Origin of the sequence: Saccharopolyspora taberi (genome assembly GCF_039534165.1) — a bacterium.
Taxonomy (GTDB): domain Bacteria; phylum Actinomycetota; class Actinomycetes; order Mycobacteriales; family Pseudonocardiaceae; genus Saccharopolyspora_D; species Saccharopolyspora_D taberi.
Genome location: NZ_BAAAUX010000011.1, coordinates 445,544 through 461,963, shown reverse-complemented (window position 1 = coordinate 461,963; position 16,420 = coordinate 445,544). Strand labels below are relative to the sequence as shown.

18 protein-coding genes are annotated in these 16,420 nt (G+C 70.3%); 8 read left to right on the top strand and 10 right to left on the bottom strand.

All coding sequences use genetic code 11. From position 1 onward, the window contains the following. Positions 1-12 precede the first annotated feature (12 nt). On the bottom strand, positions 13-2,718 hold the full coding sequence (locus tag ABD691_RS11205; protein ID WP_344679509.1) for an MMPL family transporter: 2,706 nt from the start codon (positions 2,716-2,718) through the stop codon (positions 13-15). A gap of 144 nt (positions 2,719-2,862) precedes the next feature. Here ABD691_RS11205 and ABD691_RS11200 point away from each other — a divergent pair, with 144 nt between their 5' ends. Further along, positions 2,863-3,543: a TetR/AcrR family transcriptional regulator gene (locus ABD691_RS11200; protein WP_344679508.1), complete on the top strand. Its 681-nt coding sequence runs from the start codon at positions 2,863-2,865 to the stop codon at positions 3,541-3,543. A gap of 66 nt (positions 3,544-3,609) precedes the next feature. Further along, entirely contained in the window at positions 3,610-3,750 is a 141-nt protein-coding gene (locus tag ABD691_RS11195) for a hypothetical protein (protein ID WP_344679507.1), read from the top strand. A 56-nt stretch (positions 3,751-3,806) separates the two neighbouring features. Here the strand turns inward: ABD691_RS11195 and ABD691_RS11190 are convergent, their stop codons facing one another. Next, positions 3,807-4,505, bottom strand: coding sequence for a TetR/AcrR family transcriptional regulator (locus ABD691_RS11190; protein WP_344679506.1), 699 nt, complete (start codon positions 4,503-4,505; stop codon positions 3,807-3,809). A 175-nt stretch (positions 4,506-4,680) separates the two neighbouring features. Here ABD691_RS11190 and ABD691_RS11185 point away from each other — a divergent pair, with 175 nt between their 5' ends. Next, positions 4,681-5,280: a hypothetical protein gene (locus ABD691_RS11185; protein ID WP_344679505.1), complete on the top strand. Its 600-nt coding sequence runs from the start codon at positions 4,681-4,683 to the stop codon at positions 5,278-5,280. 172 nt (positions 5,281-5,452) lie between these two features. Here the strand turns inward: ABD691_RS11185 and ABD691_RS11180 are convergent, their stop codons facing one another. From ABD691_RS11180 to ABD691_RS11170, 3 genes are read right to left on the bottom strand one after another with little or no spacing between them, the layout of a single operon-like run. Beyond that, positions 5,453-6,109 (bottom strand): hydrolase, encoded by a 657-nt coding sequence (locus ABD691_RS11180; RefSeq protein WP_344679504.1) that lies wholly within the window; start codon positions 6,107-6,109, stop codon positions 5,453-5,455. Between the two features lie 50 nt (positions 6,110-6,159). Continuing rightward, positions 6,160-6,540, bottom strand: coding sequence for a DoxX family protein (locus tag ABD691_RS11175; protein ID WP_344679503.1), 381 nt, complete (start codon positions 6,538-6,540; stop codon positions 6,160-6,162). A gap of 51 nt (positions 6,541-6,591) precedes the next feature. Continuing rightward, a complete protein-coding gene (locus ABD691_RS11170) occupies positions 6,592-7,536 on the bottom strand; it encodes an NmrA/HSCARG family protein (RefSeq protein WP_344679502.1) in 945 nt (314 codons plus the stop codon). Between the two features lie 157 nt (positions 7,537-7,693). On the opposite strand from ABD691_RS11170, the gene ABD691_RS11165 reads away from it, so the two are divergent. Continuing rightward, positions 7,694-8,161 carry a MarR family winged helix-turn-helix transcriptional regulator gene (locus ABD691_RS11165; protein ID WP_344679501.1) on the top strand — a complete coding sequence of 156 codons (468 nt, stop codon included), beginning with the start codon at positions 7,694-7,696 and terminating at the stop codon, positions 8,159-8,161. Positions 8,162-8,270: 109 nt separating this feature from the next. On the opposite strand, the gene ABD691_RS11160 is transcribed toward ABD691_RS11165, so the two are convergent. Beyond that, the gene (locus ABD691_RS11160; RefSeq protein WP_344679500.1) at positions 8,271-8,642 is read right to left on the bottom strand and encodes an FAD-dependent oxidoreductase; all 372 of its coding nucleotides are present in this window, start codon (positions 8,640-8,642) and stop codon (positions 8,271-8,273) included. 452 nt (positions 8,643-9,094) lie between these two features. Here ABD691_RS11160 and ABD691_RS11155 point away from each other — a divergent pair, with 452 nt between their 5' ends. Continuing rightward, the gene (locus ABD691_RS11155; protein WP_344679499.1) at positions 9,095-9,580 is read left to right on the top strand and encodes an MFS transporter; all 486 of its coding nucleotides are present in this window, start codon (positions 9,095-9,097) and stop codon (positions 9,578-9,580) included. On the opposite strand, the gene ABD691_RS11150 is transcribed toward ABD691_RS11155, so the two are convergent. From ABD691_RS11150 to ABD691_RS11145, 3 genes are read right to left on the bottom strand one after another with little or no spacing between them, the layout of a single operon-like run. Next, positions 9,549-10,745: a CaiB/BaiF CoA transferase family protein gene (locus tag ABD691_RS11150; protein WP_344679498.1), complete on the bottom strand. Its 1,197-nt coding sequence runs from the start codon at positions 10,743-10,745 to the stop codon at positions 9,549-9,551. The genes ABD691_RS11155 and ABD691_RS11150 overlap by 32 nt on opposite strands. 12 nt (positions 10,746-10,757) lie before the next feature. Beyond that, a complete protein-coding gene (locus ABD691_RS33705; RefSeq protein WP_425565054.1) occupies positions 10,758-11,114 on the bottom strand; it encodes a TetR family transcriptional regulator in 357 nt (118 codons plus the stop codon). 18 nt (positions 11,115-11,132) lie between these two features. After that, entirely contained in the window at positions 11,133-12,674 is a 1,542-nt protein-coding gene (locus ABD691_RS11145) for an alpha/beta hydrolase (protein WP_344679497.1), read from the bottom strand. Positions 12,675-12,902: 228 nt separating this feature from the next. On the opposite strand from ABD691_RS11145, the gene ABD691_RS11140 reads away from it, so the two are divergent. Then, positions 12,903-13,085: a hypothetical protein gene (locus ABD691_RS11140; protein ID WP_344679496.1), complete on the top strand. Its 183-nt coding sequence runs from the start codon at positions 12,903-12,905 to the stop codon at positions 13,083-13,085. A 9-nt stretch (positions 13,086-13,094) separates the two neighbouring features. Here the strand turns inward: ABD691_RS11140 and ABD691_RS11135 are convergent, their stop codons facing one another. Beyond that, positions 13,095-14,000, bottom strand: a complete 906-nt coding sequence (locus ABD691_RS11135) for a helix-turn-helix transcriptional regulator (protein WP_344679495.1) — start codon at positions 13,998-14,000, stop codon at positions 13,095-13,097. A 134-nt stretch (positions 14,001-14,134) separates the two neighbouring features. On the opposite strand from ABD691_RS11135, the gene ABD691_RS11130 reads away from it, so the two are divergent. Further along, the gene (locus ABD691_RS11130) at positions 14,135-15,352 is read left to right on the top strand and encodes an MFS transporter (protein ID WP_344679494.1); all 1,218 of its coding nucleotides are present in this window, start codon (positions 14,135-14,137) and stop codon (positions 15,350-15,352) included. Positions 15,353-15,375: 23 nt separating this feature from the next. Then, positions 15,376-16,413, top strand: a complete 1,038-nt coding sequence (locus tag ABD691_RS11125) for a zinc-binding dehydrogenase (RefSeq protein ID WP_344679493.1) — start codon at positions 15,376-15,378, stop codon at positions 16,411-16,413. The last annotated feature ends 7 nt before the right edge of the window (positions 16,414-16,420 follow it).

Sequence of the window (16,420 nt, the reverse complement as noted above, 5' to 3'; positions counted from 1 at the left end):
TACCTCGGCTTTCTAGCGGATCGAGCCGGAGACGACACCGGGCACGGCGGCCGTGCTGCCGTGCAGTTCGGAAAGGGTGGGCGAACCGGTCGCCGGGAGGACGTCGTGCACCTCGGCCAGGCCGGTGGTGCCCGCGACGACCGTCGGCCGGGGGCCGGTCAGCAGGGCGCGGATCTCCCGGCGGGCGGCCGGGTCGGAGATCCGGTCGGTGCGATCGAGCACCAGCACGGCAGGTTTCTCGGCCAGCGCGCGGCGCACCGCCTCCGCACCGCCCTCACCGGTGTCCACATAGGCCACGCGCGAGCGCACCGCGGAGGCGCGTGCGGGCAGCACGTGGCCGAGGACCTTCAGCCTGCCCGCGTCCGGCTTCAACCGGCCGGACAACGTCAGCAGCAGCGCGCTGATCGCCGGTTCGTCGGCACCCCGCACCACATGGACCCCGCCGCGCGCGACCGCGAAACCGACGTCGCGGTAGACCGGCTCGCCGGTGGACGGCTCGGTCAGCCGCAGTCCCTGGCAGGCGATGGCGTCGTCGGAGCCGGGGCGCGGCCAGTCCGCCAGCGCCAGCTCCTCGCGCAGGTTCTCGCCCTCGACGTCGAACGACGGCAGCGCGCGGTCCAGCCTGCGCGGCATCCACCACGCCTTGTCGCCGAGCAGCGCGAGCACCGCCGGGACCAGCGTCATGCGCACCACGAAGGCGTCGACGAACACGCCGACGGCCAGGCCGAGCGCGATCGGCTTGAGGTTCGCGTCGCCCTCGGGCACGAACGCGACGAACACCGCGAACATGATCACCGCGGCGGCGGTGACGACCTTGGCCGAGGACACGAAGCCGGTGTGGATCGCCGCGCGGGCGTCGCGGGTGTGCACGAACTCCTCGCGCATCCGCGTGACCAGGAAGACCTCGTAGTCCATCGCGAGCCCGAACAGCACGCCCATCAGCACGATCGGCATGAAGCTGATCACCGGGCCGGTGCGGGTGACGTTGAGCGCGTCGGCCAGCCAGCCGTCCTGGAACACCAGGGTCACGATGCCCATCGAGGCCCCGATGCTGAGCAGGTAGCCGAGCGTGGCCTTGATCGGCACGGCGATGGAGCGGAACACCATCGTCAGCAGGATCAGCGACAGCCCGACCACGACCACGCCGAAGGGCACCAGCGCCTGGCCGAGCTTGGCCGAGACGTCGATGCCCACGGCGGTGAAGCCGGTGACCGCGATGTCGATGCCGTAGGTCTGCTGGAAGTGGCCGCGCAGCGAGCGGATCTCGTCGACGAGCTGCTTGGTCTGCTCGGAGTCCGGGGAACCTTCCGGGATCACCTGCACGATGCCGGTGTCGGCGGTCGGGTTCGGGGTGGCCAGCGGGACGTCGGCGACGCCGGGCAGGCGCTCGATCTCGGTCTTGAGGTCGGCCATCAGCCCCAGCGGGTCGGTGCTGGTGACGATGTTGCCGGTGACGATCAGCGGGCCGTTGAAGCCCTTCGGGAAGTGCTCGGAGACCAGGTCGTAGGTGACGCGGGCGGGGTCCTGCTGCGGCAGCGCCCCGGCGTCGGGCAGCGCGAGCCGCAGTCCGGCGGCGGGCAGCGTGGCGATGCCCAGCGCACCGATCACGACGAGCACGGTCACCAGCGGGAAGCGGGTGGCGGCGCGCACCCAGCCCGCGAAGAACCGGTCGCCACCGCCGGTCCTGGCCCGCTTCCTGCGGGCCCGCGGGCGCAGGCGGTCGCCCGCGAAGCCCAGCAGCGCGGGCATCAGCGTCACCGACACGAGCACCGCGATGGCGACACCGACCGCTGCCGCGACGCCCATGGTGGTCAGGAACGGGATTCCGGCGACGCCGAGCCCGAACAGCGCGATCACCACGGTCAGCCCGGCGAAGATCACCGCCGAGCCCGCGGTGGCGTTGGCCCGCGCGGCGGCCTCCTGCGGGGTCGAGCCCCCGGCGAGTTCCTGCTGGTGGCGGGAGAGGATGAACAGCGCGTAGTCGATGCCCACGGCCAGGCCGAGCATCAGCGACAGCAGCGGGGTGGTCGCGGTGATCGGCCCCAGCGCGGTCGCGACGAAGATCAGCGTCATCGAGATGCCGACCCCGACCAGCGCGTTGACCAGCGGCATGCCCGCCGCCAGGAACGAGCCCAGGGTGATCATCAGCACCACGATCGCGACCACCAGGCCCAGCGCCTCGATGATGCTCAGGCCCGGGAAGTTCTGCGCGAACAGCGGGCCGCCGTGGGAGGCCTGCGAGCCCGCGGGCAGGCGCTCCCGCAGATCGCTCGCGATCCGGGCGATGCGGTCCTTGGTGGGCTGGTCGATCGTGGAGACCTCGCCCTCGAGCTGGATCATGATCAGCCCGGCCCGGCCGTCGGCGCTGGTGCTTCCGCCGAGGTCCTTCTCGTAGGGGGAGATGACCGAGGCGCCGCGGATGCCCTTGAGCTCCTCGACGGCGCGGTCGACCTCCGCGCGCACGGCGGGTTCCGCCACGCCCTGCGGGGAAACCGCGATGATCTGCGCCGAGGCGCCGCTGGTCTGCGGGAACGTCACCGCCAGCCGGTCCAGCGCCTGCTGGGCCTCGGTGCCGGGGATGGTCACCGAGTTGTCCATTCCCTTGCCGAGCAGACCTGCCGCGCCGCCGGCCACCGCCAGCACCAGCAGCCAGATCAGCAGCACGGTCTTGCGGGCTGCGAAGGCCCTTCGGCCGAGTGAGTAGAGGAACGAGGACACGCCAGACTCCTGTTTCCGGACGCCACCGGACCGGTCGATGTCACTGGAACGGGTGGTTCGATACATCAATGTATCCGATACATGAGCGTATCCGCTAACATGCCCGGTACGCGCGGTCGGTGCGGTGAGGAGGGACTGGATCCGTTGAACACGAGCAGGGCCGGGAAGCCGCCCGCCGGCGGCGCGCGCGAGACCGCGCGCCGGGCCAGGACGCGGGAGAGGTTGCTCGACGCCGCCTACCGGCAGTTCTGCGAGCACGGCATCCACGGCACCTCCATCGAGGCGATCACCGACGACGCCGGGTTCACCCGCGGTGCGTTCTACTCGAACTTCGCCAGCAAGGAGGAGCTGTTCCTGGCGCTGGCCGAGCGGGAGAACCGGCTGCGGCTGGAACTGCTCCGCGACCGGTTCGACGAGGTGGTCGCGCCGCTGGGGCGAACGAGCGGCAAGCCCGGCCGGGAGCTGACCGAGGGCGTGATCGCCGACATCCTCGCGCTCCAGCCGGAAAACCGGCAGTGGTGCCTGCTCGAGAGCGAGTTCAAGCTGCTGGCGATGCGCGACCCGCAGGTGGCGCCGAGGTTCCTGGAGAACATGCGGACCTTCCAACGGGAACTGGCCGCGATGGTCGACGCCGCGCTCGCCTCGGTGGGTCTGCGGTTCGTGATCGACTCGGGCCACCTGACCCGGCTGCTGGTCGACCACTTCGAGTCCGTGATGCAGGAGGCGATCCTGGCCGGCGAGGACGACGCCGAGAGCGCCGTGCGCGACAGCATCATGCGCACTTTGCCGTCTTTGGTGCACAGCCTGACCGAGGTTCGTTCCTGACGTTCCGGGTGGCGTCTACCGGATCGCGCGCACGGTGATCGACGACCGACACCCGCCGGGACAACCTTGGTCGAGGCGATCGCCGAGGGCTTCAAGCTCGACGCCCACGGCGGGCGAGCTGGCCGCAAGTACGCCAACGACCGTCCCAAGACGCTGTTCCGCTACCTGGCCGATCCCAGCCTCTACCTGCGCCACATGACTGAATGAGTCCGACCGTCAGTTCGCCGAAGGTCCCCTCCCTGCGAGCGCCCGCGAGGAAGTACTCAGTTGTCGTGCGTTGCGGCGGGCCGGACGGCGTGGGTGCCCCACCCGTCGTGGGGTTTGCCGAAGAGTGCGGCGATGGTGTCGACGAAGAGGTCTTCGAGTTCGGGCAGGGCGTGGGCGCCGCGGGTGTGGAGGCAGTCGCGGATGCGTTCGGCGGTGCCTCCGATGTAGAGGTCGAAGACCTGCCGTGGAAGGTCGGGAACGGTCGGGTCGTGGCGGCGGGCGTGCTGGTGGAGCCTGTGGAAGGTGTCGGCGAAGCCGGCGTTGAGGGCGCTTGTGCGTTCGACGAGGGCGGGACCGGCGGAGAAGGTTTCGATGTAGAGCGACCAGGTGACCGCGGGGTTGGCGGCCAGGGCGGTGAGGAACGCGCGCCAGGACTGGCGGGTGCGTTCGCGCCAGTCGTGCTTGGGGACGGTGCCGAGCACCTGGTTCATCTGGGCGCCCACGTGCGTGACGGCGCCGTCGAAGGCGGCGAGGAAGCACGCTTCCTTGCTGGGGTAGTGCTCGTAGAAGGTGCGGCGGGAGATCCCGGCGCGTTCGACCACGTCGCCGATGGTGGTCGCGGGGTAGCCCTTCTCCGTGACGGCGTCGAAGAGGGCGTCGACGATGCGTTCGCGCTGTGAGGAGACGACGTCCTCCCGGCTCAACCCGTGCCGGCCACTGGGCAGGCGCCGGTCGGCAGAATGCCTGGCACTCACCGGCTCACCCTAGCACTCCCGGAATTTGTCACCTTTTTATGCACCTGTATCGGCGCGGTTCGAGCATTCCTGAGGATTTTTGTCGCCGGGGCTCGCGCTTGCTTGTCGCATTCTTCTGGAAACACTAGCGTTTCTCGGGTACCGATCAGTTTTCAGAGTCGATGGGAGTGTTTTCATGCATGCACGCACCAATCGGACGACGAGGGCGGCCCTGGGGCTCGCCACGGCAGTCGGTGCTCTGATCATCACGGCGAGCCCGGGTCACGCCGCCCCGACCAAGATCTCCTACGACACCGCGGGCGAGACGCACATCTCGGGGCTGGAGGCGAAACTCCCGCTCGGGCCGGGCCAGAGCGATGTCGAGGTGGACCTGCAGACGGGCAAGCTCGGGGCCAAGATCACGCTGCCGGAGTCGCGCACCGACTTCGCCCTGTTCGGACTGCCCACGCACGCGAAGGTCAGGATCACCCAGGAATCGGATCTCGCGGGCACTTTCCAGGCCGGTTCCGTGACCGTCGCCGGTGACTTCGCCATCCAGATCACCGAGGTCGGCCATTTCGGGGCCGGTATTCCGATGCAGAACTGCAGGACGACCGAGCCGGTGCGGATCGAGCTCAAGTCCGAGGGCAGCTTCAGCCCAACCGAGGGCGGCAGGCTGACCGGTCAGTACCAGATCCCGAAGTTCGCCGACTGCGGATTCGACACCGAGATCATCAACGGTCTGGTCACCGGGAAGGACAACCCCATCGCGGTCGATCTGAAGGCCAAGAAGTAACCGCCGACAAGGAAGGGGCGCCCGCCGCTGTTGCAGCGTGAGGCGCAGGGCAGAACGGCGGCCACCCGGGCGACGCGGAACCCCGCCGAGCTGACCAGGCGGAGTGGTCAACTCGGCGGGGCGACGCGCGACACCCCGAGGGTCGTTCAGCCGGCTGCGTAGACCGGCGTCGTTACGGACCAGTCGTGGCTGGGGTGCTGAGCAGTTGCGTTTCCCAGGCGAACGCGACCCCGGAGCCGCCGCCGTGCTGTGCCACGACCTCGCCGAGCCCCGAGACGGTGGATTCGCGGGCCCAGTCACGCTGGAACTCGGCCCCCATGACACTCCAGGTGATCGGTACCACGCCCGCCTGGGTCATGCGCTGCACGGCCACGTCGTGCGCTTCGCGTGACGTGCCTCCGGAGGCATCGGTGACGGCGTAGACGGCGTAGCCGTCTTCGAGGGCCTGGATTGCCGGCATGGCCACGCAGATCTCCGTCCACAGGCCGGCGATGACGAGTTTCTTCCGTCCGGTCGCCTTGACGGCGTCGACGACGCGGGTGTCCTCCCAGGTGTTGATGAAGGTTCTGTTGATCGGTTTCTGGTCGGGGAAGACGTCCTGCAAGCCCTGGAGGAGGTAGCCGCCGCGCTCCTCCACGACCGTGGTCAGGATGGTGGGCACGCCGAACACCTTGGCGGTCTTGGCGAGCCCGATGACGTTGTTGATGACCATGGTCGGCTCGTGGCTGTGGAGGTTGGCGAACTGGAACGGCTGGTGGTCGATCAGCAGGAGGACGGTGTCCTCCGGGGTCAGCAGCGCGTCGAGCCCTGTTTTCTTCGTGGTGTTCAAGGCACTTCTCCTTTGGGCTGGTTCGTTCGTGCGAGCGATCTTCGTGGTGATCAGGTGAACGGGTACGGGCCGAAGCGGCCCCAGGCGACCACGGCAGCCAGCACGGCCAGCACGAGGTTCGTCGCGATCGAGCGGGACTCATCGCGCCTGGCGTGGGTGATCGCCGCACCGACCATCAGCAGCACCAGGCCCGCGGCGGCCAGTGGCACGAGCGCAGGGACGATGTCCAGCGCGGCGGGCAGGATCAACCCGACCGCGGTCAGCACCTCCACGGCGCCGATCACCTTGAGCATGGCGGGTGAGAAGTCTTCGGCCCAGGCCATGTTCGGCGAGGCGGCGAGTTTCTCCTTCGGCTGGGCCAGTTTCATGCCGCCGGCTGCCAGGAAGACCGCGGCGAGCAGGCCGGCGAGAATCCAGAGGACGATGTTCATGATTGCGGTTCCACAGGTGAGGTAAGGGAAATGGGGTTCGCCGGGCCGGGATCAGGCGCTGGTGAACGCGTCCTTGTGCTCGGTCAGCCACTGCTGGAAGGTCTGCAGCCTTGGGTTCAAGTCGCGTGCGACGTTGAGATCGCGTGCGGCGTTGAACTGCGGCACTTCCGCGTAGAACTGGAACATGTTGCCGATCTCGACCGCGCCGGGGAACGGTTGCGCCCGTAGCGCATCGAAGGGCACCGGCGCGTAGACCACCTCTTCTTCGAGGGCCGCGCTGAGGTGCTCGGCGATCTGCGTGCCGGTCAGGTGCTCGCCGGCGATGCTGATGGTCCGGCCCACGAGGTCAGGGCCGTGGGTGAAGATGCCGTGGGCGGTCCTGCCAATGTCTTCGACCGCGATGCCGGCGAGTTCGCTGTCGCCCATGGCGAGGGCCAGCACGAGCCGGCCGTCCGCTGTCCGCTGCGGGGCCATCGGACCCAGGAGGTTCTCCCAGTAGAACGTGGTCCGCAGGAAGGTGGTCGGCACCTCGGCATCGAGGAAGAACCGGTCGGCCTCGGCCTTGGCGTCGAAGTGCGGCACCTTGTAGTTGTCCATCAGCGTCGGCATGCGTTCGTCGGTGAGCGGGATGTGCTCGCGGGTGTCCTCGAGCGTTGACCAGATCACGTGGGTCAGGCCGGCGGTTTTGGCGGCGTGCGCCATGGTCGTGGCGTCGTGCTTCTCCTGTTCGGGCGACGCGTGCTCCCAGAAGTTGGTCACCAGGAACGCCCCGTACGCGCCGTCGAACGCCTTCGCCATGCTCACTTCGTCGCTGACGTCGGCCTCGACCACCTCGGCGCCCTGGGCGGCGAGCCGCCGCGCCGCGTCCGAGTCCGGGTTGCGGGTCAGCGCGCGTACCGCGAACTCGGTGTCGGCATCAGCCAGGATCGCTCTGGCCAGACCGCCACCCTGGGCACCGGTCGCCCCGACGACTGCGATCACTTTCCTCTCGGCCATGACCTCGTTCCTCCTCGTGGATCAGGGCGCCCGCGCCCCCGCTTCCGCACGGTGCGTCACCAACCTCCACCAGGGAGGTACATGACGCATCATATGATGTGTCATGTAAACTAGCCGATATGCATGACATGTCAAGTTCCTGGTAGGTTGATCCCGCGTGAACGACCAGACGCAGTGGCTCAGCCCGGAAGAGCAGCAGGCCTGGCGTGTTTTCATCCGCCTGCACCAGAAGCTCAACGCCGAGCTGGCCCGTGACCTGCAGGTGCACTCCAAGCTGTCCGGTGCCGACTACGAGATCCTCGTCGCGCTCACCGACGCGCCGGGCGGTCGGCAGCGGTTCCAGGAGCTGGCCAGGACGGTGGAGTGGGAACAAAGCCGCCTGTCGCACCAGATCGCCAGGATGACCAGACGGGACCTGGTGGCCCGGGAGGAGTGCGCGGAGGACGGACGCGGGGCCTTCGTCGCCATCACGCCCGCCGGCCGCGAAGCCATCGAAGCGGCCGCACCCCGGCATGTGGCCACGGTCCGGCGTCTGGTCATCGACGTCCTGGGCCCGGACGACCTCGCAACGCTCGCGCGGATTTCCAGTCGCATCCTCGAACAACTGGACCACGCGCCACCATGACGTTCAACGCGGGGATCCGTCGCGGCGCAACGCGTGCTGGATCTGGTGACCGTCCCGGCCGCGGAGGAGCACTTCCGGCGTCGCCCGCAAGCCAGCTCCCCACGAGTCCCTAGCAGGTTTCCCTTGCCCTGGGCGGAATTCCCGCCCCGGTGAGCACCGCGTCGGCGACTCGCTTGGCCTCGTCGAGAGCGCCGTGCGTCCCGGCGGTGGGCGACGTCCAGTCACCGGCGAAATGCACGCCGCCGACCGGGCGCCGCAGGTCCTCGACCGCGGCGGCGCGTTCCGGGCTCAGCAGGGCGAAGCAGTGTTCCCAGGTCTGCACGTGCGTTCCGAGCACCCGGCCGCGAAGACCCGGGGCAACGGTGAGGAAGTCCTCCAGCCACTCCGTTTCCTGCTCCCGGTCGCCGGGCAGGTCCGGCCGGTACCCGGCCGAGTTGCCGTAGCAGACGAAGTGCACGACGTCCGGCTCGTCGGACGACATGGTCCGGCCAGGCGCCGGGTTGATGACGGCGTCGAACCGGGTTCCGGCAGTGGTGACGAACGCCCAGTCGCGGTGACCGCGTAGCCGTCCGCGTCGGAGGTCACCTTCGTGGCCCGGACGGAGAGTTCGAGCGTCCCCGGCGCCAGGCGGGCGGCCATGCCGGTCGTGAGCGCCTGCATGCCGTCGAGCACGAGGGCACGGTTTCCGTTTCGTGGGCCGGATAACTCGCGAAGTAGCGGAGTGCGTAGCGCGCGCTCAGGTGCTGCGTGTCGCCCACCGACCCGCCCTGCACGGCTTTTTCGAGCACTTCCCGGGCGCGGGCGGGCAACGAGCGGAAGCGCTGCGGCACGGTTTCGGCGGCGAGGTGGTCTGCGTCTGCGGTGAACTGCCCGCCCTGGGTGTGGGCCGGTACTCCTCGACCGCTCGCTCAAGCGTCTCCAGCCTCCTACGGGATGAGCGACGGCCTGGCGGGCGGGGTGGGCCTGTCGGCGCTCGCGACGGCGGGCGTGGCCGCCACGGTCCTGCTGATCGACCGAGCGGGCCGCCGCGTGCTGACCGTCCCGCCCCAGTGGCTGTGCGCCGCGCTCCTCGCCGTCATCGGCCTGTGGACGGGCGCACCTCCCGCGATCGTGCTGACCTGCTTCCTGGCGTTCTCGTTCTTCAACGCGGGGTACAACACGCTGACCGGCATCTACCCGGCGGAGGTGTTCCCCACCGAGATCCGCGGCATCGGAACGGGTTTCGCCACGGCGGTGAGCCGGGTGGGCGCGGGCGCGGGCACGTTCCTGCTGCCGTGGTCGATGACCAACTTCGGCCCTGGACCGACGATGCTGTGCGCCGCCGGACTCGCGGCCCTCGGCGCCGCGCTGTCGCAGTGGCTGGCTCCCGAGACCAAGGGGATGACCCTCACCGAGGCCGCCGCGGGGTACTCGCACTAGGGGGCGGAGAGTCCTCCTCGGACATACCGAGCTCTTCGAAGATGCGGTGGTTGTGCTCGCCGAGAGCGGGCACATCACCCATCGGCAGCTCGACGTCCCGGAAGGTCATCGGTGGCAGGACGCCGCGGATGTCACCGGCCTCGGTTCCGACGCTGCGCCAGCGGTCTCGCTCCCGCAGCTGCGGGTGGTCGACGAGCTCCGCGGTTCCGTTGACCTGCGCGGCCGGAATCCCAGCCGCGGCAAGGCGTTCGTCGAGCTCGGACGTGCTCCACCGCGACGTGTGCTCGGCGACGGCGGCGTCGCACTCGGCGCGGTGCCGGACCCGTTCGACGTTCGTGGCGAACCGGGGATCGCCTGCGAGCTCGGGGGAGCCGAACACGTCGGCGACCAGGGTGCGCCAGCCGCGGTCGTTCTGGACGCCGATCAGGATCTGCCCGTCGGTCGTGGGATAGGCGTCGTAGGGGGCGATCGCGGCGTGGCTCAGCCCCATCCTCGGCACCTGCCGGCCGCCGTACAGCTGCATGTAGAGCGGATGCCCCATCCACTCGACCGCGGCGTCGAACATCGAGACGTCCACGACCGCGCCCTCGCCGGTGCGCTCCCGCCGGAACAGGGCGCTGAGGACCGACGTGGCGGCGTAGAGGCCGGCGGCGATGTCCGCGTTGGGGACACCGGACTTGGTCGGGGTGTCCGCCGTGCCGGTGACCGCGACCATCCCCGACTCCGCCTGGATGAGCATGTCGTAGGCCTTGCGGTCCTTGTGCGGTCCGCTGGTGCCGTAGCCGGAGATGTTGACGACGACCAGGCGGGGGTCCGCCGCGCGCAGCGCTTCGGCGTCGAGCCCGATCCGTTCGACCACGCCGGGCGCGGTGTTGTGCAGGAACACGTCCGAGCGGGAGATCAACTCCCGAACGATCCGGATTCCCCGGTCGGACTTCAGGTCGACGGCCAACGACTCCTTGCCCCGGTTGAGCCAGACGAAGTGGGTGGCCAGGCCGTGCACGGCGGCGTCGTAGTGGCGGGCGAAGTCGCCTTCGCCGGGCCGCTCGACCTTGATGACGCGGGCGCCGAGGTCGGCGAGGTGCCGGGTGGCGAGCGGCCCGGCCACGGCCTGTTCGAGCGCGACGACCGTGATGCCGCCCAGCGGCAGCCGTTCGGGGCTCACCACCGCACCGCCTCATCGCCGACCAGCGACGGCGTTGTCCGGTTCATCCTTCGATCCTGCGTCAAGATCTCCGCCGGTTCCAGGGACAGTTTTCTCCACCCGGGACCGGCGGCTACCAGCCCGAGGACCTCCACCCGGTCGCGTAGCGCGGACGACCGGCGTGGTCGAGGTGGTCCTGCGTGCCGGTGAACATCCCGTTGCCGGACAGAGGTCGATCGCGTCCTGCAGCCGGGAGTTCGACCTGGGCGGGGCGGCGACCGCGGTCTGCTCGTCGATCACGGCCTTGGCCAGAGCTTCCTTGCTCGGGAAGTGGAAGTACATGGCGCCCTTGGCGACCCCGCCGTGGCGTGCGGGCCGGCGGTCCGGCAGAGCGAGAGGTTCCCGTGGTCATGCGGGCGGCGGATTGTCCTTGCAGACGTCGGTTTCGGGCAGCTTGAGTTCGAGGAGGTACCGGTATTCGGCTGCCCGTGCGCATTCGCTGCCGCCGTAACCGGTGTGCCCGTCGCCGTCGAAGGTCAGCAGCCGCGCGTTGCCGAGGGTCTTCGCCAGTTCCACCGAGTCCTGGTACGGCGTGTCGGGGTCGTGCGTGGTGCCCACGACCAGGATCGGCGTCTCGGTGCGCACGTCGTACGGACCCGGGTAGCGGCTGTCGCGTTCGGCGGGCCACTGGAGGCAGGCGAGTGCGTGGCCGTGGTCGTAGTTCGGGGGCCCGTAGGCGACGGTGTTGCCGAGCAGCGGCCCGGCTTCGGCTTCCTTCGCCAGTTCGGCCTCGGCGTCGTCGACACTGCCTGGGAAGATCCGGTCGTTGCACTCGACGGCGACGTTGGCGGCGTAGAAGTTCGTGTCCTCCTCGGAGATCGGCGCGAGGAGATCACTGCCGGCGTCCCTGGCCTGCGCCCTGGCCAGTGACCGGCCGAGCTGGACCCAGCCCGGTCCGCCCGAGTTCAGGGCGCTGACCACGGCGAAGGTCATGGTCGCGCCGTTGGCGATCAGCCCGCCTGCGGGGTTCCGCAGCGGGTTCGCGTCCAGGTCCGCCTGCACCGCGCGGAACGCCTCGGCAGGCTTGCCCCGGCCGAACCCGCACTTGTCCACATCGGACGCGCACCAGTCGAGGAACCGGTTCAGCGACTCCTCGACCGCCTGGTACTGGACCATGTCGTTCGGGTAGGGGTCGCTGGTGAAGCGGTGCGGGTCGTAGCCGCCGTCGAGCGCCACCGCCCGCACCCGGTCCGGGAACAGGTTGGCGTAGACGGTTCCGATGTAGGTGCCGTACGACAGGCCGAGGTAGGAGACCTTCTCCTCGCCGAGCGCCGCGCGCACGAAGTCCATGTCCCTGGCGACGTTGGCGGTGCCGAGGTGCGGCAGGAGCGCGCCGGTGTTGCCGGCGCAGGCCGAGTTGAAGTCCTTGGCCTGCGAGACCGCGCGTGGGAACTGCCCGTCGGAGGGTGTGGCGGTGGCCTGCGCCCACTGCGCCGCGTAGCCGTCGGCCGAGAGGCAGCGGATGCCGGGCCGGCTTTTCTCGACACCGCGCGGGTCGATGCCGATGATGTCGAACCGGGCACCGGTCGCACCCGTCACGTCCCGCTCGACGACCTTGTCCGGCCAGGACGACGTCCCGCCGCCCGGACCGCCGGGATTGACGAACAGCACGCCGATCCGCCTCGCGGGATCGGTCGCCCGCCTGCGGGTCAGGTGCAGCGACACCGTTTGCCCTTCAGGGACCGCGTAATCCAGCGGTGCTTCGACGGTCGCGCAGTCCTTGCCCTCACCGCATGGGGTCCACTCGATCGAGGGGACGTTCGCCGGCGGGACCTCTGCCGGGGCAGCCGCCGCCGTGCCGGATCCGATCCCGAGCACCAGGACGATCGCGAGCCAGGTGCGCGCGCGACCTGACGCCGTCGGGACGGGGTGTGCTTGCTTGGCAACCATCGTGCGGCTGCACCTCCCTGTGCGGTCACCGTTGTCCAGCCCGATCCTGACTACCGAATGTAAACGATCAATCCGCATGCGGCGCCGTAGTAGTAAGGGCTGGGCCCGCGCTCAGCTGCCGGTGGAGATGCCGCCGTCGTCGTGCGGGCTGAACGAGGGCGTTTCGCCGCGCCGGAGGCGGGGAAGCACAGAAGAGCGGGAGGTCTCATCGCGTCGGAGGCGGGCGTCATGACTCAGCAGAAGCAGACACCACGGGAGCACTCGTCCGAACCAGCGGAGGGCCCGCTGAACCAGGCCGACATGCCGAACAAGGCCGGCACCAAGCAGCCGACGACCGGTGAGCAGCTGCCGGAACCGCGTGCGGAAGGTGAACTCCGGCGTCACACCGACCAGGCGACCGAGGGTGAATGACCGCTGCGTCTAGCGCGGCCGGTTGGTGGGCTCCGCCGCCGGGAACTGGGTGGCCGCCCAGCTGGACAGGAGCTTGAGCCGGTCTTCGGAGGTGGTGCCCGGCTCGGCCGTGTAGACGGTCAGCTCGTGCACCGCCCGGTTCGGCGCGGGCAGCCTCAGCGCCTGGTAGGTCAGTTCCAGGAGGCCGACCTCGGGGTGCTGCAACCGCTTGACGCCGTCGTGGCGGATGCGGATGTCGTGTGCGGCCCAGAGGGTGCGGAACTCGGGGCTGAGCGTGGAAAGCTCGCCGATGAGCTCGCGCAGCGCCCGGTCGTGGGGCTCGCGCCCGGCCTCGGCGCGCAGGAGCGCGGCGGTGGCCGCGGCACCGTCGTCCCAGTCGACGAAGAAGTGGTGCGAGCCCGGGTCCAGGAAGTGGTAGCGGGCGAAGTTGGCGCGGCCGTGCTCGTCGGTGGTGTCGCTGTCGAACATCGGCGCGTGCAGGGCCCGGGCCAGCGGGTTGGTGGCGACGACGTCCAGGCGGCCGTTGCGCACGAACCCGGCGGACATCGTCATGGAGTCGAGCAGCCACTGGACCGGGGGCGGGAGCCGGTCCTCTCTGCGCCGGGAGGGCGCGCGGCGGGTGGGCCGGGCGGCCCTGGCCAGGTCGAACAGGTAGGTCCGCTCGTCCTCGTCCAGCCGCAACGCCTGCGCGACTGCGGCGAGGACGTCCTCGGACACGCCGCTGATGTGACCCTTCTCCAGGCGGGTGTACCAGTCGGTGCTCACCCCGGCGAGGACGGCGACCTCCTCGCGCCGCAGCCCGGGAACCCGGCGTCGGCCGCTGGTGGGCAGCCCGACCTGCTCCGGGGTGATCCTGGCGCGCCTGCTGGCGAGGAAGCCCCGGATGTCGGAGCGATTGCCGGGCTGTTCGTCCACGTCAGCCAGGGTAGGTCGGCGGTGGCAGCGGAGGGGGGTTGAGCTTCTACCCCCGATAAACGCGACCTTCTCCGCGCATGGTGGAGCCGGTTTCGTGGGGCCGTCAACCGATGGCGATCCCGCGGAGAACGAGCATGAGCACCCGAGGCGGACTCCTCCAAGCACCAGTCCCGGTGGAAGCCCGCGCGGCCCGGCTGCCGCTGGTCGTCCACGTGCTGGCACTGGGCACGTTCCTGATGGGCACGACCGAGTTCGTGGTGGCGGGCCTGCTGCCGGAGATCTCGGGCGACCTGCACGTGAGCGTGGCCAGGGCCGGGCTGCTGATCACGGTCTTCGCGGTCGGGATGATCGTCGGCGCGCCGCTGATGGCGATGCTGACGCTGCGGCTGCCCAGGCGGCTGACGCTGGTGCTGGCGCTCGGCTTCTTCGCCGCCGGGCACGTCGTCGTCGCGCTCGGCTCCGGCTTCGCGCTGCTGCTGGCGGCGCGGTTCCTGACGGCGCTGGCGACGGGCGCGTTCTGGGCGGTGGCGAACGTGGTCGCCGCTCGCGCGGCCGGTCCCGCGGCCAGTTCCCGCGCCCTGGGCGTCGTGGGCTCGGGCGCCATGCTCGCCAACGTCGTCGGGGTGCCGCTCGGTGCGTTCGCCGGGCAGCTGCTGGGCTGGCGGGGACCGTTCTGGGCGCTCGCGGTCCTGGCGGTGGCGGCGATGGGGCTGATCGCCCGCCACGTCCCCGACGACGGGCCCGGCCACCGGCCGCTGTCGGTCCGGTCCGAGCTGTCCGGGCTGCGGTCGGGCCGCCTGTGGCTGGCGCTGGCGGCCTGCGCGACCACGACCGGTGGCGTGCTGGCGACGTACTCCTACATCGCACCGCTGCTGACCGACCGGGCCGGGTTCCAGGCCGGCCTCGTGCCGCTGGCGCTCGCCGGATTCGGTGCCGGGGCGCTGGTGGGCTTCCTCGTGGGCGGTCGCCTCGGTGACAGCCGCCCGCACGCGACGACGATCGGGGCGGCCGGGGCGACGACGGTCCTGCTGCTGGCGCTGTGCCTGCTCCCCGGTCACCCTCCGTCGACGGGCGTGCTGGTCGCCCTGCTCGGGCTCACCGGGCTCGGCGCCAACCCGGTGCTGATCTCGCTGGCCGTCCGCTTCGCGGGCCGGGCGGCGACGCTGGGCTCGGCCCTCACCGTCTCGGCGTTCAACCTCGGCACCGCCGTCGGCTCCTGGATCGCGGGCCTCGCCCTCGACTCCGCGCTCGGGGTCACCGGGCCCGCCGCGGTCGGCACCGCCATCGCCGCGCTGACCCTGGTCCCCACAACCGCCATCGCCCTCGTCCGAGGGCGCCGCACACCCAGCTGAGCAACACCATTGGAGAACAGTTCATGCGTGCCACCCTCATGCACAGCGCCGGTGACGTCCGCGTCGAGAACGTCCCGGACTCCGTCATCAAGCAGCCCACTGACGCGCTGGTGCGCGTCACCGCGTCCTGCGTCTGCGGCAGCGATCTGTGGCCCTACGGTTCGATGTCCCCTGTGGACGGTCCCGCGCGGATGGGGCACGAGTTCATCGGCATCGTCGAGGAAACCGGCTCCGACGTGCGCACCCTCGCGAAGGGCGACCTGGTCGTGGCGCCGTTCGCCTTCTCCGACGGCACCTGCGATTTCTGCCGGGAGGGCCTGCACACCTCCTGCGTCCACGGCACTTTCTGGGACATGGAGCCCGACGAAGGCGGTCAGGCCGAAGCCGTGCGCGTCCCGCTGGCCGACGGCACGCTGGTCAAGCTGCCGGTCGCGGCGGACTCGGCGCTCATGCCGTCCCTGCTGACCCTCTCGGACGTCTTCGGCACCGGCTACCACGCGGCCGTGGCGGGCGGCGTCACCGAGCGCACCCGGGTCACCGTGATCGGCGATGGCGCCGTTGGTCTGCTGGCCGTGCTGTCGGCCAAGATGCTCGGTGCCGAGCAGATCGTCCTCATGGGACGCCACCGGACGCGAACCGACCTCGGCCGCGAGTTCGGCGCCACCGACGTCGTGGCGGCCCGTGGCGAGGAGGGGATCGAGCGGGTCCGCGAGCTGACCGGCGGCCATGGGACGCACGTGGTGATCGAAGCCGTCGGCACCATGCCCGCTTACGAGCAGGCGGTCGGGGTCGTGCGCCCGGGTGGCGTGATCAGCCGCGTCGGCGTCCCGCAGTACGAGGAGGCGCCGATCGGTTTCGCCAGCCTGTTCCGGCACAACATCCGGCTGGCCGGTGGTCCCGCTCCGGCCCGCGCCTACGCCGAGGAGCTGATGCCCGCGATCCTGGACGGCGCCATCGAACCGGGGAAGGTCTTCGACGCCACGACCGACCTCGACGGGGTTCCCGCCGGTTACCAGGACATGGCCGACCGCAAGACCCTCAAGGTCCTCATCAAGCCCTGATCCATCG

Coding starts and splice junctions, on each gene's coding strand:
- ABD691_RS11185 (WP_344679505.1), top strand. CDS start 4,681: ATGCATGCACGCACCAATCGGACGACGAGGGCGGCCCTGGGGCTCGCC.
- ABD691_RS11175 (WP_344679503.1), bottom strand. CDS start 6,540: ATGAACATCGTCCTCTGGATTCTCGCCGGCCTGCTCGCCGCGGTCTTC.
- ABD691_RS11170 (WP_344679502.1), bottom strand. CDS start 7,536: ATGGCCGAGAGGAAAGTGATCGCAGTCGTCGGGGCGACCGGTGCCCAG.
- ABD691_RS11160 (WP_344679500.1), bottom strand. CDS start 8,642: ATGTCGTCCGACGAGCCGGACGTCGTGCACTTCGTCTGCTACGGCAAC.
- ABD691_RS11155 (WP_344679499.1), top strand. CDS start 9,095: ATGAGCGACGGCCTGGCGGGCGGGGTGGGCCTGTCGGCGCTCGCGACG.
- ABD691_RS11145 (WP_344679497.1), bottom strand. CDS start 12,674: ATGGTTGCCAAGCAAGCACACCCCGTCCCGACGGCGTCAGGTCGCGCG.
- ABD691_RS11140 (WP_344679496.1), top strand. CDS start 12,903: ATGACTCAGCAGAAGCAGACACCACGGGAGCACTCGTCCGAACCAGCG.
- ABD691_RS11130 (WP_344679494.1), top strand. CDS start 14,135: ATGAGCACCCGAGGCGGACTCCTCCAAGCACCAGTCCCGGTGGAAGCC.
- ABD691_RS11125 (WP_344679493.1), top strand. CDS start 15,376: ATGCGTGCCACCCTCATGCACAGCGCCGGTGACGTCCGCGTCGAGAAC.